Raw genomic sequence first — 21,132 nt, 5'->3', positions numbered from 1 at the left:
CCGAAGGCGCGCCCGCCGACCGCTCGGCACGCTCCCGGCGGCCGGCCAGCCACTCGCCCGCCCACTGCGGCGGCTCCCCGGCCGCCACCGCCCGCTCCTCGCCCGCCCAGAGCAGCAGCAGCCCCAGCGCGTGCTTGCATGGAAACTTACGGCTGGGGCAACTGCACTTGAAGGCAGGGCCTTTGACGTCCACGACCGCTTGATACGGCTTCTTGCCGCTGCCCTTGCACTGCCCCCACACCGCGCCCTCGTCCGCGCCCGTCTCCGACCACGGGCCGGGCGCCGCGAGCCTGCCGCCCGCTTTACGTGATGCCTCGTCAGGCGCCAGCGCGAGCACCTGATCCGTCGTCCAGCGTTCCCCCTGCGGATTCATGTCATCGACGCTACGACGCACCACTGACAATCGCCGCGAACCGCGATGAAGCCGCAGGTCGGAGGCGGTTTTCGGGGGATTGTCAGTGGCGTGGTGCAGGCTTGATTCCGCAAGCGGCCGCAGGGCTTTCGGGGCATCGGCCGCAGATCTTGCGACGAGGGGGACCCATGTCCGAGAACAGTTTCAAGACGACGGACGACGACAGCAGGGCGCGGGACGAGGCGGCGCCGGAGGCCGGGGGCGGCCAGGCGCTGCGGCCCCATGCCGAGGACAGTTTCGCGGAGGAATTGAAGGCCCTCGCGGCGGCCGACGACCGGCCGCGGCCGGAGCGCTGGCGGCTCTCGCCGTGGGCGGTCGCGACGTATCTGCTCGGCGGCACGCTCGCTGACGGCACGGTCATCACACCCAAATACGTCGGCCCGCGCCGGATCGTCGAGGTCGCCGTGACGACCCTCGCGACCGACCGCGCGCTGCTGCTGCTCGGCGTGCCCGGCACCGCCAAGACCTGGGTGTCCGAGCATCTGGCGGCAGCCGTCAGCGGCGATTCCACCCTGCTGGTGCAGGGCACCGCCGGCACCCCCGAAGAGGCGATCCGCTACGGCTGGAACTACGCCCAGCTGCTCGCGAACGGCCCCAGCCGGGAGGCGCTGGTGCCCAGCCCGGTCATGCGCGCGATGGCGCAGGGCATGACCGCCAGGGTCGAGGAGCTGACCCGTATCCCCGCCGACGTACAGGACACCCTCATCACGGTCCTGTCGGAAAAGACCCTGCCCATACCGGAGTTGGGGCAGGAGGTGCAGGCCGTCCGCGGCTTCAATCTGATCGCCACGGCCAATGACCGCGACCGCGGGGTCAATGAACTCTCCAGCGCGCTGCGCCGCCGCTTCAACACCGTCGTGCTGCCGCTGCCGGCGACACCGGACGAAGAGGTGGACATCGTCTCGCGCCGGGTCGAGCAGATCGGGCGCTCGCTGGATCTGCCCGCCGCTCCGGAGGGCATGGACGAGATCCGCCGGGTCGTCACGGTCTTCCGCGAGCTCCGGGGCGGCATCACCGCCGACGGCCGCACCAAGCTCAAGTCCCCGTCCGGCACGCTGTCCACGGCCGAGGCCATCTCGGTGGTGACCAACGGCCTGGCGCTGGCCGCCCACTTCGGGGACGGCGTGCTGCGCTCCGGGGACGTGGCCGCGGGCATCCTCGGTGCGGTGGTCCGCGACCCGGCCGCGGACCGGGTCGTCTGGCAGGAGTACCTGGAGACGGTGGTGCGCGAGCGCGACGGCTGGAAGGACTTCTACCGCGCCTGCCGTGAGGTGAGCGCATGACCGAGCGCGGCGAGCGGACGAGCAACAGGCACGGGCCGGTGCTGCTCGGGGTCCGGCACCACGGCCCCGGGTCGGCACGGGCGGTGCGCGCCGCCCTGGAGCAGTGCACACCCGCCGCGGTGCTGATCGAGGGCCCGCCGGAGGCGGACGAGCTGGTGCCGCTCGCCGCGCAGGAGGGCATGCGGCCGCCCGTCGCGCTGCTCGCCCATGTGCAGGACGATCCCGGCCGCGCGGCCTTCTGGCCGCTGGCCGAGTTCTCCCCGGAGTGGGTGGCGATGCGCTGGGCACTGGAGCGCGGGGTCCCCGTCCGCTTCATCGACCTGCCCGCGGCGCACTCCCTGGCCATGACGGCGGAAGGCCAGGAAGAGGACGGCGGGGAGGGTCGCAGGGAGGACGGCGGCGGAGCGGAGGCCGCGGACCGGGAGGCCGTCGGCAAGGAGGCCGGCGAACAGGAGGCCGCGGACCAGGAGGCCGCCGACCGGGCCGATCTGCGGGTCGACCCGATCCGGGTGCTGGCCGGGGCCGCCGGCTATGACGACCCCGAGCGCTGGTGGGAGGACGTGGTCGAGCACCGCCGGGAAGGGGGAGGCCCGGGCGCGGATGCGCTGGCTCCGTTCACGGCGCTGGCCGAGGCGATGGGGGCGCTGCGCGAGGCATACGGGGACGGCGGTAACGACCGCGACCCGGTGCGCGAGGCCCATATGCGACTCCGACTGCGCGCCGCGCAACGGGAGTTCGGGGACGACATCGCCGTGGTGTGCGGGGCCTGGCATGTGCCCGCACTCGTACGCCGCGCCACCGTGACCGCCGACCGGCAGCTGCTCAAGGGACTGCCGAAGGTGAAGGCGTCGGTGACCTGGGTGCCGTGGACGCACCGGCGGCTCTCCCGCCGCAGCGGATACGGCGCCGGGATCGACTCGCCCGGCTGGTACGGCCATCTCTTCAGCGCCCCCGACCGCCCCGTCGAGCGCTGGCTGACCAAGGTCGCCGGGCTGCTGCGGGCGGAGGACTACGCCGTCTCGTCGGCGCATGTCATCGAAGCGGTGCGGCTCGCCGAGGGGCTGGCCACGGTACGCAGCCGCCCGCTGGCCGGGCTGACGGAGCTGGACGACGCGATCCGGGCCGTCATGGGGGACGGCTCCGATGCGCCGTCCTCGCTGATCCACGACCGGCTGGTGGTCGGGGACGTGCTGGGCGAGGTCCCGGAGGACGCCCCCGCGGTGCCGCTGCAGCGGGACATCGCCCGCAGTCAGCGGGCGCTGCGGCTCAAACCGGAGGCTCTGGAGCGGGAACTGGAGCTGGATCTGCGCAAGGAGACCGACGCCGGGCGCAGCCGGCTGCTGCACCGGCTGCGGCTGCTCGGCATCCCCTGGGGCGAGCCCACCCGCTCCCGCGGCAGCACCGGCACCTTCCGGGAGAGCTGGCGGCTGCGCTGGGAGCCCGAGCTGTCGGTGCGGGTCGCGGAGGCCGGCATCTGGGGCACGACGGTGCTCTCGGCCGCCACCGCCAAGGCCGCGTCCGAGGCGTCCGGCGCGGCCACGCTCGCCGAGGTGACGGCGCTTGCCGAGCGCTGTCTGCTGGCCGAACTCCCCGACGCCCTGCCGGTGGTGATGCGGGCGCTCTCGGACCGCGCGGCGCTCGACGCGGATGTCGGGCATCTCGCCCAGGCGCTGCCCGCCCTCGTACGGTCGGTGCGCTACGGCGATGTGCGCGGCACGGATGCGGCGGTGCTCCGTGAGGTGGCGACGGGCCTGGCCGAGCGGGTCTTCGTCGGACTGCCACCGGCCTGCCTGGGGCTGGACGCCGACGGTGCGGCGGAAATGCGCGGTCATCTCGATGCCACCCATCAGGCCGTCGGTCTGCTCGCCCAGCCGGAGCCGGAGCCGGAGCCGGAGCCGGAGCCGGAGCCGGAGCCGGACCGGCGGCGGCCCGGGTCGGCGGGCCTGCGGGCGCGGTGGGCAGGGGTGCTGCGGGCCGTGGGCGAACGGGACGCCGTACCGGGACTGATCCGCGGACGGGCCGCCCGACTCCTTCTGGACGACGGCGAGTTGGCCGACGGGGGAGCGGAGCGGCTGATGGGGCTCGCCCTCTCCCCGGGTGTCCCGCCCACCGACGCCGCCGGCTGGATCGAGGGATTCGTCGGAGGCGGGCCCGGCGGGGACGGCGGCATGCTGCTGGTCCACGACGAACGGCTGCTCGCGCTGGTCGACGGCTGGCTGACGAGCGTGCCGGACGCCGCGTTCACGGATGTGCTGCCGCTGCTGCGCAGGACCTTCGCGGAGTACGAAGCCGGGGTGCGGCGCACGCTCGGCGAACTGATCCGCCGCGGCCCCACGCCCCCCTCCCGCCGGCCGGCCGGCGACGCCACGGACGCGGCCGCCTGCGGCTTCGGCCCCGGCCTGGACCGCGACCGCGCCGCGGCCGTACTCCCCACGCTGCGCCTGCTGCTGGGCATCGAACAGCACAGCTTCGGGGACGAGCCGGCGGGCGACGCAAGCGCCCGCACCGGACCTCGGCCCGAAGGCGTCCAGCCGCTCAAGAACCTTATTCCGGCAGGGAGTTGACCAATATGGGAACCAACGTCAGTACCTCTGACACTCACACCACCCCCACCACCGACCCCGAACGGCTGCGCCGCTGGCGGATGGTGCTCGGGGGTGGGGGTGCGGACGGTACGGGGTCTGAGCTGCGGGGGCGGGATGCCGCGATGGACGGGGCGCTGGCCTCGCTCTACGGCCGGGAGAAGGGCAGCGGCGGCAGGGGCGCCGACGGCGGGCGGCGTACGGCCGGGCTCGGGGCCTCGGCGCCCGGCGTGGCCCGCTGGCTCGGCGACATCCGTACGTACTTCCCGTCCTCCGTGGTGCAGGTGATGCAGCGTGACGCCATCGACCGGCTGGGGCTGTCCGCGCTGCTGCTGGAGCCGGAGATGCTGGAGGCGGTGGAGGCGGATGTGCATCTGGTGGGCACCCTGCTCTCGCTCAACAAGGTCATGCCGGAGACGACCAGGGAGACCGCACGGGCCGTCGTCCGCAAGGTCGTCGAGCAGTTGGAGAAGAAGCTGGCGACCCGCACCCGCGCCACTCTCACCGGCGCGCTGGACCGCTCCGCGCGGATCAGCCGGCCGCGCCACCGCGACATCGACTGGGACCGCACGATCCGGGCGAACCTCAAGAACTACCTCCCCGAGTACCGCACGGTCGTCCCCGAGCGGCTGATCGGCTACGGCCGGGCCGCGCAGTCGCTGAAGAAGGAAGTGGTGCTCTGCATCGACCAGTCCGGTTCGATGGCCGCTTCGGTCGTCTACGCCTCGGTGTTCGGCGCGGTGCTGGCCTCGATGCGGGCCATCGACACCCGCCTGGTCGTCTTCGACACCGCGGTGGTGGATCTGACGGACCAGCTGGACGACCCGGTCGATGTCCTCTTCGGCACCCAGCTCGGCGGCGGCACGGACATCAACCGCGCGCTCGCCTACTGCCAGTCCCGCATCACCCGCCCCGCCGAGACCGTCGTCGTCCTCATCAGCGACCTCTACGAGGGCGGCATCCGCGACGAGATGCTCAAGCGGGTCGCCGCGATGAAGGCGTCCGGAGTGCAGTTCGTGACCTTGCTCGCACTGTCCGACGAGGGCGCGCCGGCCTACGACCGGGAGCACGCCGCGGCTCTCGCGGCCCTGGGCGCACCGGCGTTCGCCTGTACGCCCGACCTCTTTCCTGACGTGATGGCGGCCGCGATCGAAAAACGGCCGCTGCCCATACCGGACATGGTGGAGCAACGGTGACGGGAGTGCCGGGGGGACTTGCGTGGCACCTGGCTCCTCGTGCAAGGATCAGGGCATCGCTCGATCGCCCGTGACGCGTGTGACATCGAGGCCGTGTGCCTGTGTGTCCCCGTCCGTTTGGGAAGGTCCCCTCCTTGTCTGCTGTGTTCGCCCTGCCTGCTGCTGTGCGCCTGCCGCGCACGGTGGCCGTGCGGCGTGCGCTGCTGGCCGGGCTCTTCCTGGTGGGCTTCGTCGCCCTCGGCTTCGCCTTCGGTCCCGGCGCCCATGCCGACGACCGCATGCGGAGCGCGGAGCTGCCCGGGGCGACCGCCCCGGCCAAGGCTCCCGCCGAGGCGTCCACCCCGGACCGGGCCGCCACCCGGGACGGGGCGGCGGACCGAGCGGACCGAACCTCCGGCTCCGAAGCCGAGTTCGAGCGGCAGGGCAAGGCGTCCGGCGCGAAGATCGCCGAGCGCACCCACGCCGCTTCCGCCGCGGTGGCCGGGGCCGTACGGCCCGCCGCCGAGCAGGCCGCGCCCGTCACCGGCCGGATCACCGACCCGGTGACCGGTGTCGTACGGGAGATCGGGGACGCGACCGGTGTCGCGCTGCCCGTACACCTCCCGTCCGGTGAGCACACGGGACGGCCCGGCGACGGCGGTACGCAGGAGCACGGCCGTACGCCGTGCGGTGCGCAGCCGTCCGGTTCACGGACCGCCGCAACGGCTGCCGGCGCCGCTCAGTCCGCGCAGTTCGCCGACGGTCTGCGCAAGCCGGCCGCCGAGAACTCCTCGCCGGCCGTGCACGAGCAGCAAGGCCCGGGCCACCACGGCCTTCCGGGGCAGTTCCCGCAGGGCCCGGCCGCGCCCACCTCGCACACCGCGGGTGACGGTCACGGTCCCCGTGGCGGGGACCAGCACGCCGCCGTTCCGGCGGACTCCGCACGCTTCCGGCTGCTGCCCGGTGGCGTCCGCACGGCCGATGGCGCTCCGACGCGTCGGCGTGCCGAAGAAATCCTCGAATTCCCGGGCTAGGGCAGACCGCTCCGCGTCTGTAACTGGACCTGCCGCGCGGGGGCGGGACAGGTCTGCCCTTTCACCCCTCCTGAATTCGAAGGACTTCACCACCATGCGCTCCAACATCCGCCGTTCCATCGTCGTTGCCGCCGCCGCCACGGGTCTGTGGGCCCTGGGCTCCGTCGCCGCCAACGCCGCCGAGCTGCCCGCCACCCCGGACCTGCCCAGCACCGGCACGGTGACCGGCGCCGCCGGCCAGCTGCCCACCACAGATGTGGCCGGCACCGCGACGAAGGCCGGCAAGACCGTCACCGACACCGCCAAGAAGACGGCGGGCGACGCGGCCGGCAAGGCGACCGGCGTCCTCGGCGGCGGGGTGTCCACCCAGGACCTGCCCACCGGCCGGCTGCCGCAGGCCGGCGACCTGACCGGTGCCGCCAACGGCGCGCAGAAGCTGGTCAACGGCGGTCTGCCGAACACCGGTGGCGTGCAGAAGGCCGCCGACCTGAAGAAGGCCAAGAAGGCCGCGAAGGACGTCAAGCGCGCCGCCAAGGCCGCCGACCTCGGCAAGGCCGGCCGCCTCACGGACGGCACGCTGCCCTCCGCTCCGTCGCTGCCCGCGACCCCGGGCGTTCCGTCCGCCCAGCTCCCCGGCACCCCGGCGCTGCCCAAGGCCCCCGCGCTGCCCAAGGCTCCCGGCTCCGCCGACAACCTGCTGGCCGCCCTCGCCGGTGCGGGCGTCCGTCCCGAGCAGCTGACGAACCAGGCCCAGGGCGCCCTGGCCAAGGCCCGTCCGGTCGTCGACGAGACCGCTGCCGATGTGCTGCCGCCGGTCGCCCGTCGCATCGTCATCAAGGTGGTGCCGGTCGCCCAGGGTGCGGTCGGCGGTGCCGGTCAGCTCGCCGGTGACGCGGCTGCCCAGGCGACCCCGTTCGTGACCGTCATCGGCGGCCAGGCGCAGCTGTTCGTGCAGGGTGCCGGCGCCGACGCGGTGCCGTTCGCGCAGGGTGTGGCGGCCGACGCGGTGCCGTTCGCCCAGGGCAAGGTCACCGGCGCCGTCGCGTTCGCCCAGGGTGCGGCCGCTGACGCCACCCCGTTCGCGCAGGGCCTGGCCGCCGTGGTCGTGACCGACGCGCAGGGCACCGCCGCCCAGGCCGTCGCCGGTGTGCAGGGCCTGACCCCGGTCAAGTCCGTGCCCGCCGTTCCGGCCGTTCCCGCGGTCCCGGCCGTTCCCGCCACCCCGGCCGTGCCCGCCGTCCCGGGCAACCTGACCGACGCCGTCGCCGTCCCGGCCGTGCCGGCCGACCTGACCGACGCCGCCAACATCCCGGCCCTGCCGGTCCTCCCGGTCCAGGGCGTCTGAGGCCCTAGAGCCGACACCACCGGCTCATCGGCCGCGGCGGCGGCCGATGCCGGAACCCCATGAACAGCCGGGCGGTCCTCTGTGGGGGAGGGCCGCCCGGCCTTGGTGTGTCCGGGCAACGGACGCCGGGCGCCTACGAGTTGGGCACCCGCAGCCGTTCCCAGCTCACCCGCCCCGGCACCCCGTCCGCGTCCTTGCCGCGGAAGCCCAGCTTGCGCTGCCAGGCCGCATACGACTTGCGGTCCGCCTCGGTCCACTCCGGACCGGGGCCGTTCTTGTAATGGCCGCATCCCTCGGCCACCAGGCGCGCGCCCATCGCCGTGATCACCGGGCTGCGGGACCCGGGCCGGAAGACCTCGCGGCCGGGGAACGGTTCGTACGGCGGATGCTGCGGCTTGGGCGGCACCGGCCGGCCCGTACCGTCGCCGGAATCACCGCCCGTGCCGCCCGTGCCCTCTGAGCCGCCCGGGTCGCCCGGACCGCCCGAGCCACCCGGCTCCGCGTCGCCCGCGTCCGCCGGCCCCTTCGCCAGCCGCTTCTTGATCCGGCCGCGCATCTCCTCCATCGCGATCCCGCGCGGATCGACCTTCCCCGGCTGCCACTCCTTGTGCCCGATCACCGAGCGCTCGCTCCAGCCGTGCGCCCGGCAGATCGCCGCCGACACCTTCTCGATCGCGAGCTGCTGCTCCTTCGGCCACGGGTCCCTGCCGTCACCGAGGTTGATGCACTCGAAGCCGTAGAAGTGGCGGTTGCCGTCGGTGTCCGCGGCATCGTCCTTCGGCAGGTGGGCGTCCTCGTTCACCACCGCCTCCAGTACGTCGCGGTCGCCGAGCCCTGCGTGGTTGGCGCGGCCGTTGCCGACGAGGTGGATCTCGCCCTGCTTGTCGATCACGCCATGACACAGCGGGCCCGGCAGGTCGGGGTGCCCGTCGTAGCACAGGTCCACCGAGCTCTCGACGCCCTTGGTGACGGTGTGATGGATCATCACCCCGTTCAACGGGCCCCATCGGCCCTTCGTATTGCGGTTGTGGTGACGCCAGTTGCGCACCTCGTGCACCACCAGGCCCTCGTTGCGCAGCGCCGCGAGCAGCTTGCTCGCGGTCAGGGGTGTGGCCATCAGCCCGCACCCCCTTCCTCGACCGCGGCCTCGGCCTCGGCGGTGGTCTGCGACCTGCTCGGCGCCGGGCCCGCGGAGTCGTACGCCGCGGCGTCCGCCTCCTCCGCCCGCGCCTCGGCCTCGGCGGCCAGCGCTGCATCGTCCGCGGCCGGGATGCTCGCCGACAGCGGACGGAACGCCAGCCGCAGATCGGGCTCGGCCTGTTCGCCCGCCACCCACGCCAGCGGCGCGAAGTGCACCGCGATGCCGACCGGGTCCCGCAACAGCGGGCGGCGCGCCGCGTCCGTCGGCCACTCCACTCCGCCGGTGGTCGTACGGGCCGGGATCACCCAGAAGTCGCCGGTGCGGTAGTGGCCGCCGGTCGCGAAGTACACCTCGACACCGTCCTCCAGCGGCAGCCAGCCGCCCTCCTCGACCGGCAGCGCACCGTGCTTGAGCCGGCCGGCCCTCCCCCAAGCTCTCGGCTCCGCTCGAGCAGGGAGGTGCCCCGACCCGCGCCGGACGGTCTTCTGGCTGCTCTCGTGGTGGTCCCACCGGCGCAGGAACGGGTGCAGCTCGGGCCGCCGCCCGACGCCCGGCGCCGGCTCGTCCGAGAGCCGCACCCGGCGGCCCGGCAGATCGAGCTCCTCCACACGCAGCAGCGGCAACGCCTCGCCCCGGCTCGTATAGCCGGTGTCGACGAACTCGACCCGGTCACCGACGTTCAGATCAAGCTTGCCGTCGCTGCCCAGGGTCGCCAACTCCACCCAGGTACCGTCGAGTTCATCGACCGGGAAGGTGACGGAGCCGTTCTCCCTGGACCATTTGAAGGTGGCGTCCTTCGCGCTGCCTCCGTCGTGCACCTCGACCCGGTAGAGCTGGTTCTCCGGGCCCCGGTAGCGGGCGTCCGGGGAGACCAGGCAGGGATCCTCGTCCGCGTGGTCCGGGCGCTCGCTGCGCGCCGCGAGGCGGGAGCCGGGGGTGGACGCCTTCTGCGCCCAGCGGGCGAACGCGGCGCGGATGTCGTCGATCGGCGGGTTGTCAGCGGTCAGTTCGAGTGCGGAGGCGGGCAGCGGCAGCACCTGCCACACCACCTTTGTGCGGGCCGCGGTGTCCGGCATCGCCGAGCCGAGCGCCACCTCGCGCAGCGCCGGGTCCTCGGCTGCGGTCACGATCCGCTCCCACACCTTCAGATAGGCCAGATACGGGAAGGCGGTGGGCAGCCGGTCGCCGGGCCGCTCCGGGTCCCGGAAGCCGTCCGGCTGGTCCCAGTACGTCCAGGTGGCGGGCGGCGCGGCCGGTTCGCCCGCGCCGTCACCGCCGTCCGGGCCGTCCTTGTCCGCGGCGCCGTCCTTGCCGCCGGCGTCGGCCGCGCCCTGCGCGGGCACCGGTACCCCGGGCTGCGGGCGGGTCGCGTCGCACAGGATGCCGTCCACGTAGTAGCGGCCGCCGCCGATGACCAGGTCGTCCAGCTCGCGGCTGCCACCGCGCAGGGTGATCTTGAAGCCGGTGGCGTCCCGCGGCCCGCCGTGCCGGCCGATCAGATCGGCGGCGAGCGTACGGGCCTGGAACAGCTGGATCGCCGTCTGCTCATTGGCGTCGGCGTCCAGCTGGACGCGGCCCTGCTGGGCGACGACCGCGGAGTAGTGACGCTCCGGCCGGAAGGTGTTGCGGGAGAGGTCAGCGTGCATGGAAGGGGTCCCCCTCGTACGGGATGCTCAGAAGGTCGGTGGTCGGAACGGACGGGCAGTCCACGTCGCGAACGGGCAGGTAGTTCACGTCGCGAACGAGCGGACGGTTCACGTCGCGAACGGGCAGATGGTTCACGTGACGAACGCGCAGAGGGTTCACGTCACGAACACGATCCCCGCGTCGCTCCCCGCCGGCGTGTACTCCGCCAGCCGGGCCCGCAGGCTGTCCTCGCGCTGCGGCTGATAGAGGTCGTGGTACGCGCCCATCTCGGCGCCGTCCTCCGCGCCACGCCGGATCTCTCTCCCAGCACTGGACGGGCCGGGGGCACCCCCACCGCAGCCGGCCGCCAACTGCCCGTACCACGGCGTCCCGTAGCGCTCGCCGCGCAGCAGCGGCCGCACCCGCCCGGCGTCCTCCGGGCCGGCCAGGTCCGGCTGGCAGCGGTAGCGGCGCGGGGTGCGCGACCCCGGAGGTACGTAACTGAACCGCAGACAGCCCACACCCCGCCGGGCCACCTGCATCCGCCCGGTGAAGATGCTGTTCTCGGCGAGCTGCACGGCGTGCGTATGCACCTCGCCGATGACCGTGGTGCGGTGCGCGTACAGCACCGCATGCGCATGCCGGCAGTCCGGCGCGGACAGCGCCTCGCGGTCGGACCCCGTGGCATCCAGGATGCTGTCGCGCAGATGGATCGGCAGCGGATCGGTGCCCACCTCGTCGCCGATCACCTCGATCGTGCCCAGAATGCTGCGGTCGATCTCGACACAGGCCGTGGTGCGGTCCAGCACCAGGCTCGGCTCCTCGGGGGAGCGCGGATCGCACTCCGGCTCCAGTGACCAGCCCGGCACCAGCGTGCAGTGCCGCAGCACCAGCGCGCCCATCGGCCCGGTGACATTGAGGCCGCGGCCGGTGACCAGCAGCCCGTCCAGCACCATCNAGCACCAGCGCGCCCATCGGCCCGGTGACATTGAGGCCGCGGCCGGTGACCAGCAGCCCGTCCAGCACCATCCGCGGACGCTCGCCCGGCGCGCAATCGCCTTCCCTGGCACGGATGTTGAGCGCATCGGGCCGGTTGCTGTACCAGTCGAGCAGCCGGATGACGGGCCGGGTGCCCTCGGCGGCGCGCAGCTCCAGCCGGTCGCCCGGGTCCAAATCGAAGTCCAGCTGCTCCTGGTAGGCGCCGCTGTGGGTGATCTCGATGATGCCGTCGGGGCCGCAGCGCCCGGCCCGCCGGTCGTGCTGCCACGCCCCGTAGGCGTCCATGATCCGCTGGAAGGGCCGGCCCGGCCCGACCCGGTAGACGGCGCTGTCGGGAGGGGTCGCGCGGCCCTCGCGGTCCGCCCGGTCCTCCCGCAGATACTCGCCGCCGCCCAGGTCGTCCCCGAACCCGTAGTGGTAGTCCACCCATACGCCCTGCCGCGGCGCCGAGCGCGAGCCGAACGCCATCCGGCCCAGCTCCGGGTCGACCGCGACCTGCCCGCGCTTGGGCCGGTAGCGCCAGTCGCCGAGGTCCGCGACGACGATGTCGGACAGCGGTACGGGGGCGTCATGGCCGTCGCGCCGGATGGTGAAGCTCTTGCCCGGCCCGTAGTAGTCCGCGAGCCGGTCGTGCAGCTGCCGGCGGCGGATCGCGGCCGGCACATTGTCGAGGGTGGCGATATGCGTCGCGGACGGCTCCGGCTCCGGGCGGGTCACCAGCGCCGTGTCGTTGCCCAGGATCGAGAAGGTGTAGAGGTTACGGGCCCGGTCGATGCAGTACGCGGGCGCCCCCGTCACCGAGTACGGCTTCAGCCGCCATACGAACAACCCGACCCCGGCCGGCGTATAACCACCCTGCGTACGGCGGGAGTCGACCCGCCGCACGTCGACCGAGCGGGCCACCGTAGCGAACGGCCCGCCCGCCAGATCCAGCGCCGCCCCCTCCCGTACGTCCACCAGCCGCCCGCGCCCGCGCCGCCGCTCATTGGCGGCCTCGGTGCCCGACCCGTACAGCTTCACCGGCTGCTGATGTGCGACCAGCCGGGAGAACTCCACCGCCCGCGCCGGCCAGCCCGCCACCCCCTCGGACAGCTCCTCCAGCAGCGCCAATGTGCCCTTGCGCCGCCGGTTGCCGACCGTCGCCGCCACATCGCGGCGCGGCGCCAGCGCCTCGGCCAGCCGCCGCCGCGAGGAGTCCGGCAGCCCGCCGTCCCGCAGCCCGGTCGCCAGCACCCGCTCGTAGCCGGGCAGCGGACGGTAGCCCACCAGGTCGCCGATGTAGGGCAGCACCCACTCGGCGGCGCTCTCCACGAACCAGTCGTCGTACTGCTGGGCGACCCCGTCGCGCACCCGGTCCACCTGCTCGGCGATCACGGCCAGCAGCGCCCGCAGGGGCTCACCGCCCTCCGCGTCGCGCAGCCGGTGCCACTGCGGAAGCAGCTCCGCGAGCCCGTCCGGCTCCCTGGTCGCACTCATGCCGAAACCTCGCTTCGCTCGGCCCCGCATTCGCGAGGCGCACACCTTCCGACGATTCGCTCACCGCGTTCGCTCACCGGGCCACCTCCGTGAGGACCAGCGCGTTCGCTCACCGGGCCACCTCCGTGAGGACGAGCGTGTTCGCGACCTGCGGCGAGAACAGCGTGAGCTGGGCCGGCCGGATACCGCGGAAGACACAGACCGCGCGGCCCCTCGCCGGCGGCCGGGTGTCGGTGATGTCGGGGTTGAGGCGGAGGAGTTCGGCGAGGGAGATGCCGTAGTGGCCGGCGATGGCGGAGAGGGTTTCGCCGCCTTGTGCCGTCACCTCATGGATCTGCTCGTCGTACGTGGCGAGCCGGGCCGGCACCGAGGTCCGCGGCGGACCGGCGAACTCATCGGCCAGATGGGCGAGTTCGGCGGGCGTCACGGAGGCCGGGACGCCGGTGAAGGCATCCACGTCCACATGGTCCACACCGGGCACGGCCTGAGCGGCGGCCAGCACCTCCGACAACTGCGCCGGTTGCCCCAACTCCCGTCCGTCATAGCCGAGTTCGGCCATCAGCGCCTGCCGCACCCGCGGCTCGACCAGCGACCACGCATGATCCGGCGCCACCTTCACCTTCGCCATGAGCAGCAGCAGCACCGGCTCGCGCACGTCCACCCGCACCGGCAGCCGGGCATCGCCGTACTCGGCGAGCGAGGCCCGCAGCGCCCGCAGCACCTCGGCGTCCGGCGCGATCGGGATGTCGTCCACCCCCGCCACCGTCACATGCAGCACCTTCCGCCGCCCGTCGAAGAGTTCGCGCGCCGACGCCCGGCCGATACCGGCCCGGGAGCGGGCGAAGTCCTCGTAGTCCGCGAGGGAGACCAGCCGGTCCAGCGCGGAGACCGACAGCGGGACGGTGCGCCGGGTCAGCCCGGGACCGTCGGCGTCCGCGCCGCCGCTCGCGGGCTGCGGATTGGTCACCCCGGTCACACCGAGCGGCCGGGAGACCGCCTGGGTGATCCGGTTCGCCGCGACATTCGCGGCCCGCCCGGTGCCGAAGCGATAGCGGGCCCGTACGTTGTCATGGCCGGTCGGCAGCCGGGCGCCGTGCACCCCGTCGCCGAACGTCACCGTCGTACGGCCACCCCCGCCCGCCGTCCCGGTCACATACACCCTCCCCCAGCCTTCGGCCGGGGGGACCCCCATCTCGCTTCGCTCGTGCGGCCCGCGCCCGGCCAGACTGTCGACCGCGTGCCAGAGGAGCCCGTCGACACGAATCTCCAGCTCGGGCGTGGCGCCCAGAGGGTTGTCCGCGGGCAGCCACGTCAGCGGCGACTGCCAGAGCGCGAACCGCTGATGGGCGCGTGCGGCATCGCCGCTGCCGATCGGCTCGTCCCGGCTCTCGCCGTGGCTCGCGGGCACCACATTGCCCTGGATACGGACCGAGTCCCGCAGATAGCGGTGGGTCAGGCCGGTGGTGAGCGTGAGCGTGGTGTGTACGCGGTCGCCGGGCAGATCCGGATCCACGGTCTGCTCGACGCCCGCGATCACCGCCAGCTCCGTGCCCCGCACCCCCGCCGCACCCGGGATGTCGGTCCGCTCACCCGACACCACGAGATATCGGCCCGGCCGTAACCCGTCGTACAGCTCGGCGAGTTCGATCTCCTCACCATGGACGTCCTCACCCACCGGATCGTCCGCCTGCCGCAGCACCTCGCCCGCCGCGTGCACCGTCGCGTCCCGGATCGCGGAGAGCACCACATCGTGCTCGTCCAGCCACGGGTCGGCGAGGGTAAGTACGGTGCCGCGGCCGGTGATCCCGTAGTGCGTGAAGACGGCGGTGCGGACGGCCGTCACCCGGGTGGTGACGAACGCGAGCTTGCGGTCGCCCGGGATGCCGTCGGGGTCCTTCTCCGGGTCCTTGCCCTTGCGGGGCCGCTCGATGGCGACCCAGCTGCCGACCGTGATCCCGTCGTACACCCCGTCCAGCGGCAGCGAGCGCCGGTCGGCGGGCTTCGGCACCGTCGCGATGCCGATCTCCACGCTCGGCGGCTCCCCGCCGGACGCGACCTTCACGGTGATCTCGTACTCGCCATGGGTGACCTGCTTGTGCTGCCCCGGCCCCAGATCCCACGACAGCGGAGTGCCGTTGTCCACCGCGATATGGACCGTGCCGTCCTCGCCCGGCCGGGACACGAACAGCGTGCGCTCCGGCAGCCCGGCCAGCAGCCGCGCGGTGACCCCCGGCTGCTGCGAATCGGCCGGACGGCGGCCCAGCCAGCCCAGATCGTGGTCCTGTCCCGTACGGGTGTGCAGTTCGACCCGTCCGGGCCCGAGGGCGAAGGGGAGATCGGCGGGCAGATTCTCGCTGCGCTGGTCCGAACTCCCGGTCTCGATGTGCTGGAACTCCGCCCGCACCGGCACCTTGCCCGCGGTGTCGAAGACGATCCGCATACTGGTCAGCGCGGCGCCGGTGAGCGGCCAGTCCGCCGTCCTGATCACCCGGCCGCGCTCGTCCTGTACGGGCTTGAGCGGCGCGGTCGCACCGAACGGAGCGGCGGTGACCCGCATCGCCATCACGGCACGGAGGAGCGGCGGGGTGGGCCCGCCGCCGGCCGAAGGGCCGGACGGGGCCGGCGCGGCCTGCCGCCACGCCGGATACAGCCCGTCGGACACCCGCGGATCCAGCGCGGACAGCAGCTGCGCACCCAGCTCCGAGCCGGTCCCGAAGAGCCGCCCCGGCTCGCCCGCGAGCGCCCGGGCGCCGGACGGCGGGCGGACGACCCGGGTCCGCAGGGCGGGCAGTACGGAGGCCAACGCGGAGAGGGCGGCGGGGGGTTGGGGCCGGGCGGGGCTTGTGGCGTGAGCCGTCCGGGCGGATTCCGCCGGGGCCGTCCGGCCGCCGCCTGAGCTTCCTGAGCTGCCTGATCCCTCCGATCCGTCCGATCCCTCCGCCGGAGCCCCGTCCGTCACCTCGCCCGACAGCTCACCGGCCCGCGCCGCCAGCTCGCCGACCACCGCCTCCAGCTGCTCGAACCAGGCGGCCACCTCCTCGTACCCGGCGGCCACCGCCTGCGCCTCCGCCAGCCGCTCGTGCGGCCCGGCCAGCCGCCCCACGAACTGCTCCGGCGTGGTGATGCCGTCCAGGTCCTTGCGCAGCGGCGCCAGCACCTGCACATCGAAGTCCGCGATGAACCTGCTGACCGGACGGGGGTTGGGCGTTTGAGGCGTGGGGGGCCCGGGATGGTCCGGATCATCGGGGTCACCGGCGTCCTCCGGCTCCGTGATCCACTCCCGCAACTCCGCCACCAGCTCCTTGAGCGACGGCGGCGCCGACCGCGGCAGCCCCAGCCCGGTGACATCCTCCGCGCGGTCCAGCCGCACCGTGGCGACCGGCAGCAGCACCCGCTCCGCCCCGAAGTCGAACAACAGCCTGTCGCCGACCGTCAGCGCCGTATGGGTGCCCGCGACCAGCAGCTCCGGGCGCGTCGTCAGATCGTCCGCGGTCAGCAGCGCCGGCCGCCGGCGCCGTACCGCCAGCTCGTTCCAGGCCCAGCGCGCGGTCAGGTCCTCATCGGTCTCGAAGGTCTGCGACTCCTCGCCGGTCGCCGCCGGCACACTGTGGCTGCGCGCCCCCCGCGGGATCACCACCGGCAGATCCTCGGCGCGGGGGTCGCGGTCCAGGGTGTACGCGAGGTGGGTGTCGGCGGCCACACCGGGCCGGGGCCGGTGCCCGACCAGCCGCCCCAGCAGCGCCAGCGACCGGTGCTCGTTGGCCGTCCGCAGATAGCCCTCGTCCGCGATCCGCTCGCTGTGGAACGTCAGTACGTCACCGAGCACCGCCCAGGCGTCCAGCAGCCCGATCGCCGGGTCGTCGGTGGTCCTCCCCTCCGCTCGGCTTCGCTCGCGCGGGGGGACCCCCACGGTCAGACCGCGCAGCGCCGGGTAGGCCGGCGACGCGAGCCGGTCCAGCATCCCCGCCAGGAACGAGCCGTAGTCGCCCACGCGGTAGTTCAGGGCCGTACGGCCCGGCGGGTTGTACAGGGCGTTCGGGGCGCGGCGCTCATCGCTGCCGCTCCTGTCCCCGCCGCAGCCACAGCCACAGGTGGAAGCAGTCATCGCGCACCCCCGAGCGCTTCGATGCCGATGACCAGCCGGCCGTTCTCGGGCCGCTCCGGGTCGTTGTCGCACACGGCGATCTCCAGCGGGCCGAGCCGCAGCACACCGTCCTCCAGTGCTCTGTTGTCCCTGTGTTCCTGAGGGAAAAGCCGTCGCAGCCGGGTGACCCGCACGCTCCGCACACCCGGCACGGCCGCGGCCACCGCGGTGAGGCGGCTCAGCCGCACCGGCTCGCCGAAGGTCAGCGCGTCCGGATGGAAGAAGCCGAGACGGCCGCCGGACAGCCGCCGGCTGCCGAGCACCCGGGCCAACTCGGCCAGGATCTGCCCGTGTTGATGGCCCGGCGCGGCGCAGACCTCGATCTCGATGTCGAGCGGCACCGCACGGGCCGGCTCGACGACCAGGTCGTGCCCGATCCGGCGGTAGCTCTCCAGCGCGTACGCGACGGAGTCCAGCAGCTGGGGCGTGGGCTCGCCGGTGCGCGCCGCGTCGATGGCGACATGCGCCTCCTGGATGCTGCCGGTCCAGCGGATCTCGGCCGCCGCCCGCTGTACACCCGGCAGCGCGGACGCCAGCTCCGCGTAGTCCGCGGCGGTCACCGCGCGCAGACGGGTCCGCTTGAGGTCGAGCGGCGCGAGCTGCCGTACCTGCTCGACGGGCTCCGGCCCGGTGCCGCCGGTCGCGGGGAGCGGGTTGCGTACGCTCGCCACCGGCATCGGGTCACCGGCGTCCGACTGCTTCGGACCGCGGCCGAGTACAAGATGGTTGATCGCCTCGGCGCCGACGTTGCCCGCCGTACCGCCGCCCAGGCGGTAGCGGAGTTCCCAGCGGCTGCCGGGGGTGGGCCGGGCGCCGTAGCGTCCGTCGCCGAAGCGCAGCGCGATCCGTCCGTCGTCCTCCAGCTCCCCGACGAAGTGACGGTCGCGGGGGCCGCTGCCGAGCAGATCGCGGCGGGGCAGCCACTCCCGCCCGCCGTCTTCTTCGTGGATGCGTACGGCGGGGAGCGCGGCGCGCGGATCGGGCAGCAGGGTGGCGGCCGGGCCGTGCAGCACCGGATCGTCCGGATGCAGCCCCGCCGCGTACGCCGGACCCCAGCTGTGCGCGATCTCCCAGGCGATCCGCCCGTCCAGCACCGTGCCCGCGCGGGCACGTGCGCTCAGCACCTCCAGACGGCGCAGCTTGGCGTCCAGCAGCCGGTCACCGCGGTGCAGCAGCTCGCGCAGCGCCCGTACCGGGTGCCGGCGCAGCTCCAGCCGTTCCAGGACCTTGAGGCCGAAGACCACCGTCAGCTCGGCGATCTCTTCGTCCGACAGCCCGTCGTGATCGCGGGCGCTGCGCCACAGCTCCACCAGCCGCGCCCGGACCCGCTCGGGAATGCCCGCCAGGTGGCCGGCCTGGCCCGCGGCCACCTGGGCGGGCCGGGGGAAGGGCACGGTCTGGGCGACGGGGGAGCGGCTCAGTACGGGGCGGAAGCGCGGCCGGATGCCCGGATAGACGGACTGCGCGAGCAGCGTACGCAGCGCCTCGGCCTGGGCGTACGCGGTGCCGGGGACGACTCTCCCCCTACCGCTGGGAGGCACCCCCACACGGTGCTGCCCGGCCAGCTCCAGGCCGAGCCCGGCGCGTACGGTCGCCTCCTCGCCGACCACGGTGAACAGCTCACGGATGTCGTCGGGGGCGAGCGCCTGGTGACAACGGGTCTTCTCCAGAAGGGCGTTGATGAGCCGCGCGGTTGCGTTGCCACCGTCCTTGAGGTCGCCGCAGCCGAAGGCGGGCGGCTCGCAGGAGCCCAGGACGGCGGGCACCGGAGGTACGGTCACGGTCTCCGGGGTGCTCTCCTGCGCTGCGGCCCCGAAGATCAGCGACCGCCCGTGGTCCACCAGCACGACATTGCCGCGCGCCACACTCACGTCCTCGACCGGCCGGCAATCCGTACCGCCGCGCGTCGACAGGCACAGCGGGAAGGTGAGCGCGTCCTCCGGCGCCCAGGTGACCTCCAGTACCGGCTGGCTGTCGAGCTGATCGACGGCCGGGGTGACGGACAGCAGCCGGACCGTCTGCCGGTGGGCCGGGTCCTGGTCGCCGGGCGTACCCGTACGGGGCCCCTTGACCTCCTCGAACAGCAGCAGGTCACCGGGGGAGAGGCGGAGCGCGCGCGCCCGGCACTCCTCATCCGCCCACTCGTCCCGCAGCGTCGCACCCGTCGCACCCTTCGGCAGCGCACACACCTCGTCGCCCCAGGTCCACAGCCGGATGGCGTTGTGCTCCGGGCGCACGCACAGCGGCGCGTCGGCGACCGGCTCGAAGACCTCGACCGAGCCCCGCTCGTCGAGCACGGCCAGATCACGGTCGTCGATGACGCTCCCGATCTCCGGCCGGTCGCGCGGCCCGTACGTCCGCACATCGACCGCCGCGAAGCGGAACTCGCCCGGCAGCAGCGTCAGTTCTTCGACCGCCTCGACGGACACGAAGGCGCGAGCGCTACATCCGTCGTGCATCGGATAGTCGATCAGCCGCACATGGCGCCGTACGGACACCCGGCGCCGGGCCGTATCGAGATACGCCTCCGTGGCCACCGCATCCTGCTGATAACTGATCTGGTCCGCGGTGTACGCCAGCAGCTCGACCAGCGTCATTCCCAGATCGGCGGGGTTGCGCTCGACCCAGTCGGGGGTCGTCAGCCGCAGCCGGTCCAGAACCAGCCGGCGCAGCGTCTCGTAGTCACGCGCGGTGTAGTCGGCGACCGGGGCGGGCCGGAAGGTGTCCGGGCAGTCCTCGGCGCGACCGGCCTCCTCGTCCATGCAGTCGAAGGGGCTGGGACAGTCGGGGCGAAAGGAGAACTCCGCGCCGAAATACCGCTGGTCGAACCCCTCGTACGGCTCGGTACCGGGCCGCCCGTACGCATCCGTCCCGACCACCGACAGCCGATACCGCGTGGGGGCACCCCCGGCGGTAGCTGGGGGAGTGTCCCCGGCCCGGTCCAGAACGACATGCAGCCGGTCGTCGAGCTCGGGATCCTCCTCCCGCTCGACGGAGACCTCCCTCGCCTCGATACCGGTGATCCGCCGCCCGCCGTCGATCCTGATGTTCTCCGGGCACAGCCCGTGCGGCGCCTTCCCGAGAAACGTGACGGTCAGCGTCACCCCGTCATCGGCCACCTCGACCGCATCGACGCCATTGAGCCGCGCCGCCCTGACCCGGCCCCTCCGGCTGTCCGTACGGCACACCAACTCCGCCGTCGCGACGTGCTGTTCGCTCATGCCTCGCCCCGCCCCTCGAACACTTCATCGCGCCGGCTCGCGGTGGAGCGCACCACATAGCGCAGATACACCCGTACGACGTTGTCCTCGCTCACCACGTCCAGGGACTCGACCTCGATCAGGTCTCCCAGCCAGCGCTGCAACGACGCCTGCACCGACAGCTCCACCGCCGACGCCAGCTCCGGACTGTTCGGCGTGAAGACCAGATCGAGCAGCCCGCACCCGAAATCCGGCCGCATCACCCGCTCGCCAGGACTGGTGAACAGCAACTGCTCGATCAGATCCCGCACATGGTCGTCGTGATCCGCATGCGCGGTCCGCCCCCGCCGGTCGACACGGAACGGAAACGCGATCTCGGTACGCACTTTCCTGGCAGCCCTCATCGGCTGGACACCCCCTGGTGGCCCTGACGGCCCTGGTGGACGGACGCCACGACCGGCGGGCCCTGCGGCACCAGCCCGGCGCTGAAACACATGGCCGCCGTGGTGTCCAGCAGCACCGGCACACCGTCGACCCGTACGGCACCGCCGCCGGCGGCCGGCGTCCAGCGCACGCTGGTGCACGGCTGCGGACGGCCTCCGACCATGTGCGTACACCCGCTGACCGTGAAGAGGTCCGCGGCGGTGGCCACCGGCGCGCCGTCGATCCGTACGCCGGCGCCGGAGGCAGTGGTGGCCACCGCACGACCTCCGTG

13 protein-coding genes and 1 pseudogene are annotated in these 21,132 nt (G+C 73.6%); 5 read left to right on the top strand and 9 right to left on the bottom strand.

From position 1 onward, the window contains the following. Positions 1–373, bottom strand: a 373-nt coding sequence (locus DY245_RS25545) for an SWIM zinc finger family protein (RefSeq protein ID WP_181923861.1), incomplete at its 3' end; no start/stop codon positions are given. A 167-nt stretch (positions 374–540) separates the two neighbouring features. On the opposite strand from DY245_RS25545, the gene DY245_RS25540 reads away from it, so the two are divergent. From DY245_RS25540 to DY245_RS25520, 5 genes are all read left to right on the top strand, one after another. Beyond that, positions 541–1,695 carry an ATP-binding protein gene (locus DY245_RS25540; protein WP_128509572.1) on the top strand — a complete coding sequence of 385 codons (1,155 nt, stop codon included), beginning with the start codon at positions 541–543 and terminating at the stop codon, positions 1,693–1,695. After that, complete coding sequence (locus DY245_RS25535) at positions 1,692–4,259, top strand: DUF5682 family protein (protein ID WP_220377941.1); 2,568 nt, start codon at positions 1,692–1,694, stop codon at positions 4,257–4,259. Before DY245_RS25540 ends, DY245_RS25535 begins: the two co-directional genes overlap by 4 nt. A 5-nt stretch (positions 4,260–4,264) precedes the next feature. Beyond that, positions 4,265–5,473, top strand: a complete 1,209-nt coding sequence (locus tag DY245_RS25530) for a VWA domain-containing protein (RefSeq protein WP_128509571.1) — start codon at positions 4,265–4,267, stop codon at positions 5,471–5,473. Positions 5,474–5,607: 134 nt separating this feature from the next. Continuing rightward, positions 5,608–6,486: a hypothetical protein gene (locus DY245_RS25525; RefSeq protein ID WP_128509570.1), complete on the top strand. Its 879-nt coding sequence runs from the start codon at positions 5,608–5,610 to the stop codon at positions 6,484–6,486. A gap of 94 nt (positions 6,487–6,580) precedes the next feature. Beyond that, the gene (locus DY245_RS25520) at positions 6,581–7,831 is read left to right on the top strand and encodes a protease-associated domain-containing protein (RefSeq protein ID WP_128509569.1); all 1,251 of its coding nucleotides are present in this window, start codon (positions 6,581–6,583) and stop codon (positions 7,829–7,831) included. Positions 7,832–7,964: 133 nt separating this feature from the next. On the opposite strand, the gene DY245_RS25515 is transcribed toward DY245_RS25520, so the two are convergent. The 8 genes and pseudogenes from DY245_RS25515 to DY245_RS25485 form a co-directional block, all read right to left on the bottom strand. Further along, a complete protein-coding gene (locus DY245_RS25515) occupies positions 7,965–8,948 on the bottom strand; it encodes a peptidoglycan-binding protein (protein ID WP_128509568.1) in 984 nt (327 codons plus the stop codon). After that, on the bottom strand, positions 8,948–10,618 hold the full coding sequence (locus tag DY245_RS25510; RefSeq protein ID WP_128509567.1) for a DUF6519 domain-containing protein: 1,671 nt from the start codon (positions 10,616–10,618) through the stop codon (positions 8,948–8,950). Before DY245_RS25510 ends, DY245_RS25515 begins: the two co-directional genes overlap by 1 nt. Positions 10,619–10,774: 156 nt before the next feature. After that, positions 10,775–11,555 (bottom strand): annotated as a pseudogene (locus DY245_RS46745) (hypothetical protein); the annotation flags it as partial. A 1-nt stretch (position 11,556) separates the two neighbouring features. Then, positions 11,557–13,073: hypothetical protein (locus tag DY245_RS46740; protein ID WP_342354213.1), on the bottom strand; the 1,517-nt coding region annotated here is incomplete at its 3' end. Positions 13,074–13,182: 109 nt separating this feature from the next. Continuing rightward, positions 13,183–17,178, bottom strand: a complete 3,996-nt coding sequence (locus DY245_RS25500) for a putative baseplate assembly protein (protein WP_128509566.1) — start codon at positions 17,176–17,178, stop codon at positions 13,183–13,185. Continuing rightward, positions 17,175–20,438 (bottom strand): putative baseplate assembly protein, encoded by a 3,264-nt coding sequence (locus tag DY245_RS25495; RefSeq protein WP_128509565.1) that lies wholly within the window; start codon positions 20,436–20,438, stop codon positions 17,175–17,177. Before DY245_RS25495 ends, DY245_RS25500 begins: the two co-directional genes overlap by 4 nt. After that, positions 20,435–20,821, bottom strand: coding sequence for a GPW/gp25 family protein (locus tag DY245_RS25490; protein WP_128509564.1), 387 nt, complete (start codon positions 20,819–20,821; stop codon positions 20,435–20,437). Before DY245_RS25490 ends, DY245_RS25495 begins: the two co-directional genes overlap by 4 nt. Next, positions 20,818–21,117: a hypothetical protein gene (locus DY245_RS25485; RefSeq protein WP_342354212.1), complete on the bottom strand. Its 300-nt coding sequence runs from the start codon at positions 21,115–21,117 to the stop codon at positions 20,818–20,820. Before DY245_RS25485 ends, DY245_RS25490 begins: the two co-directional genes overlap by 4 nt. Positions 21,118–21,132: the final 15 nt, after the last annotated feature.

Origin of the sequence: Streptomyces inhibens, from assembly GCF_003389455.1 — a bacterium.
Lineage (GTDB): Bacteria > Actinomycetota > Actinomycetes > Streptomycetales > Streptomycetaceae > Streptomyces > Streptomyces inhibens.
The sequence above is the reverse complement of the archived record's forward strand: the minus strand, read 5'-3'. Positions and strand labels throughout refer to the sequence as shown.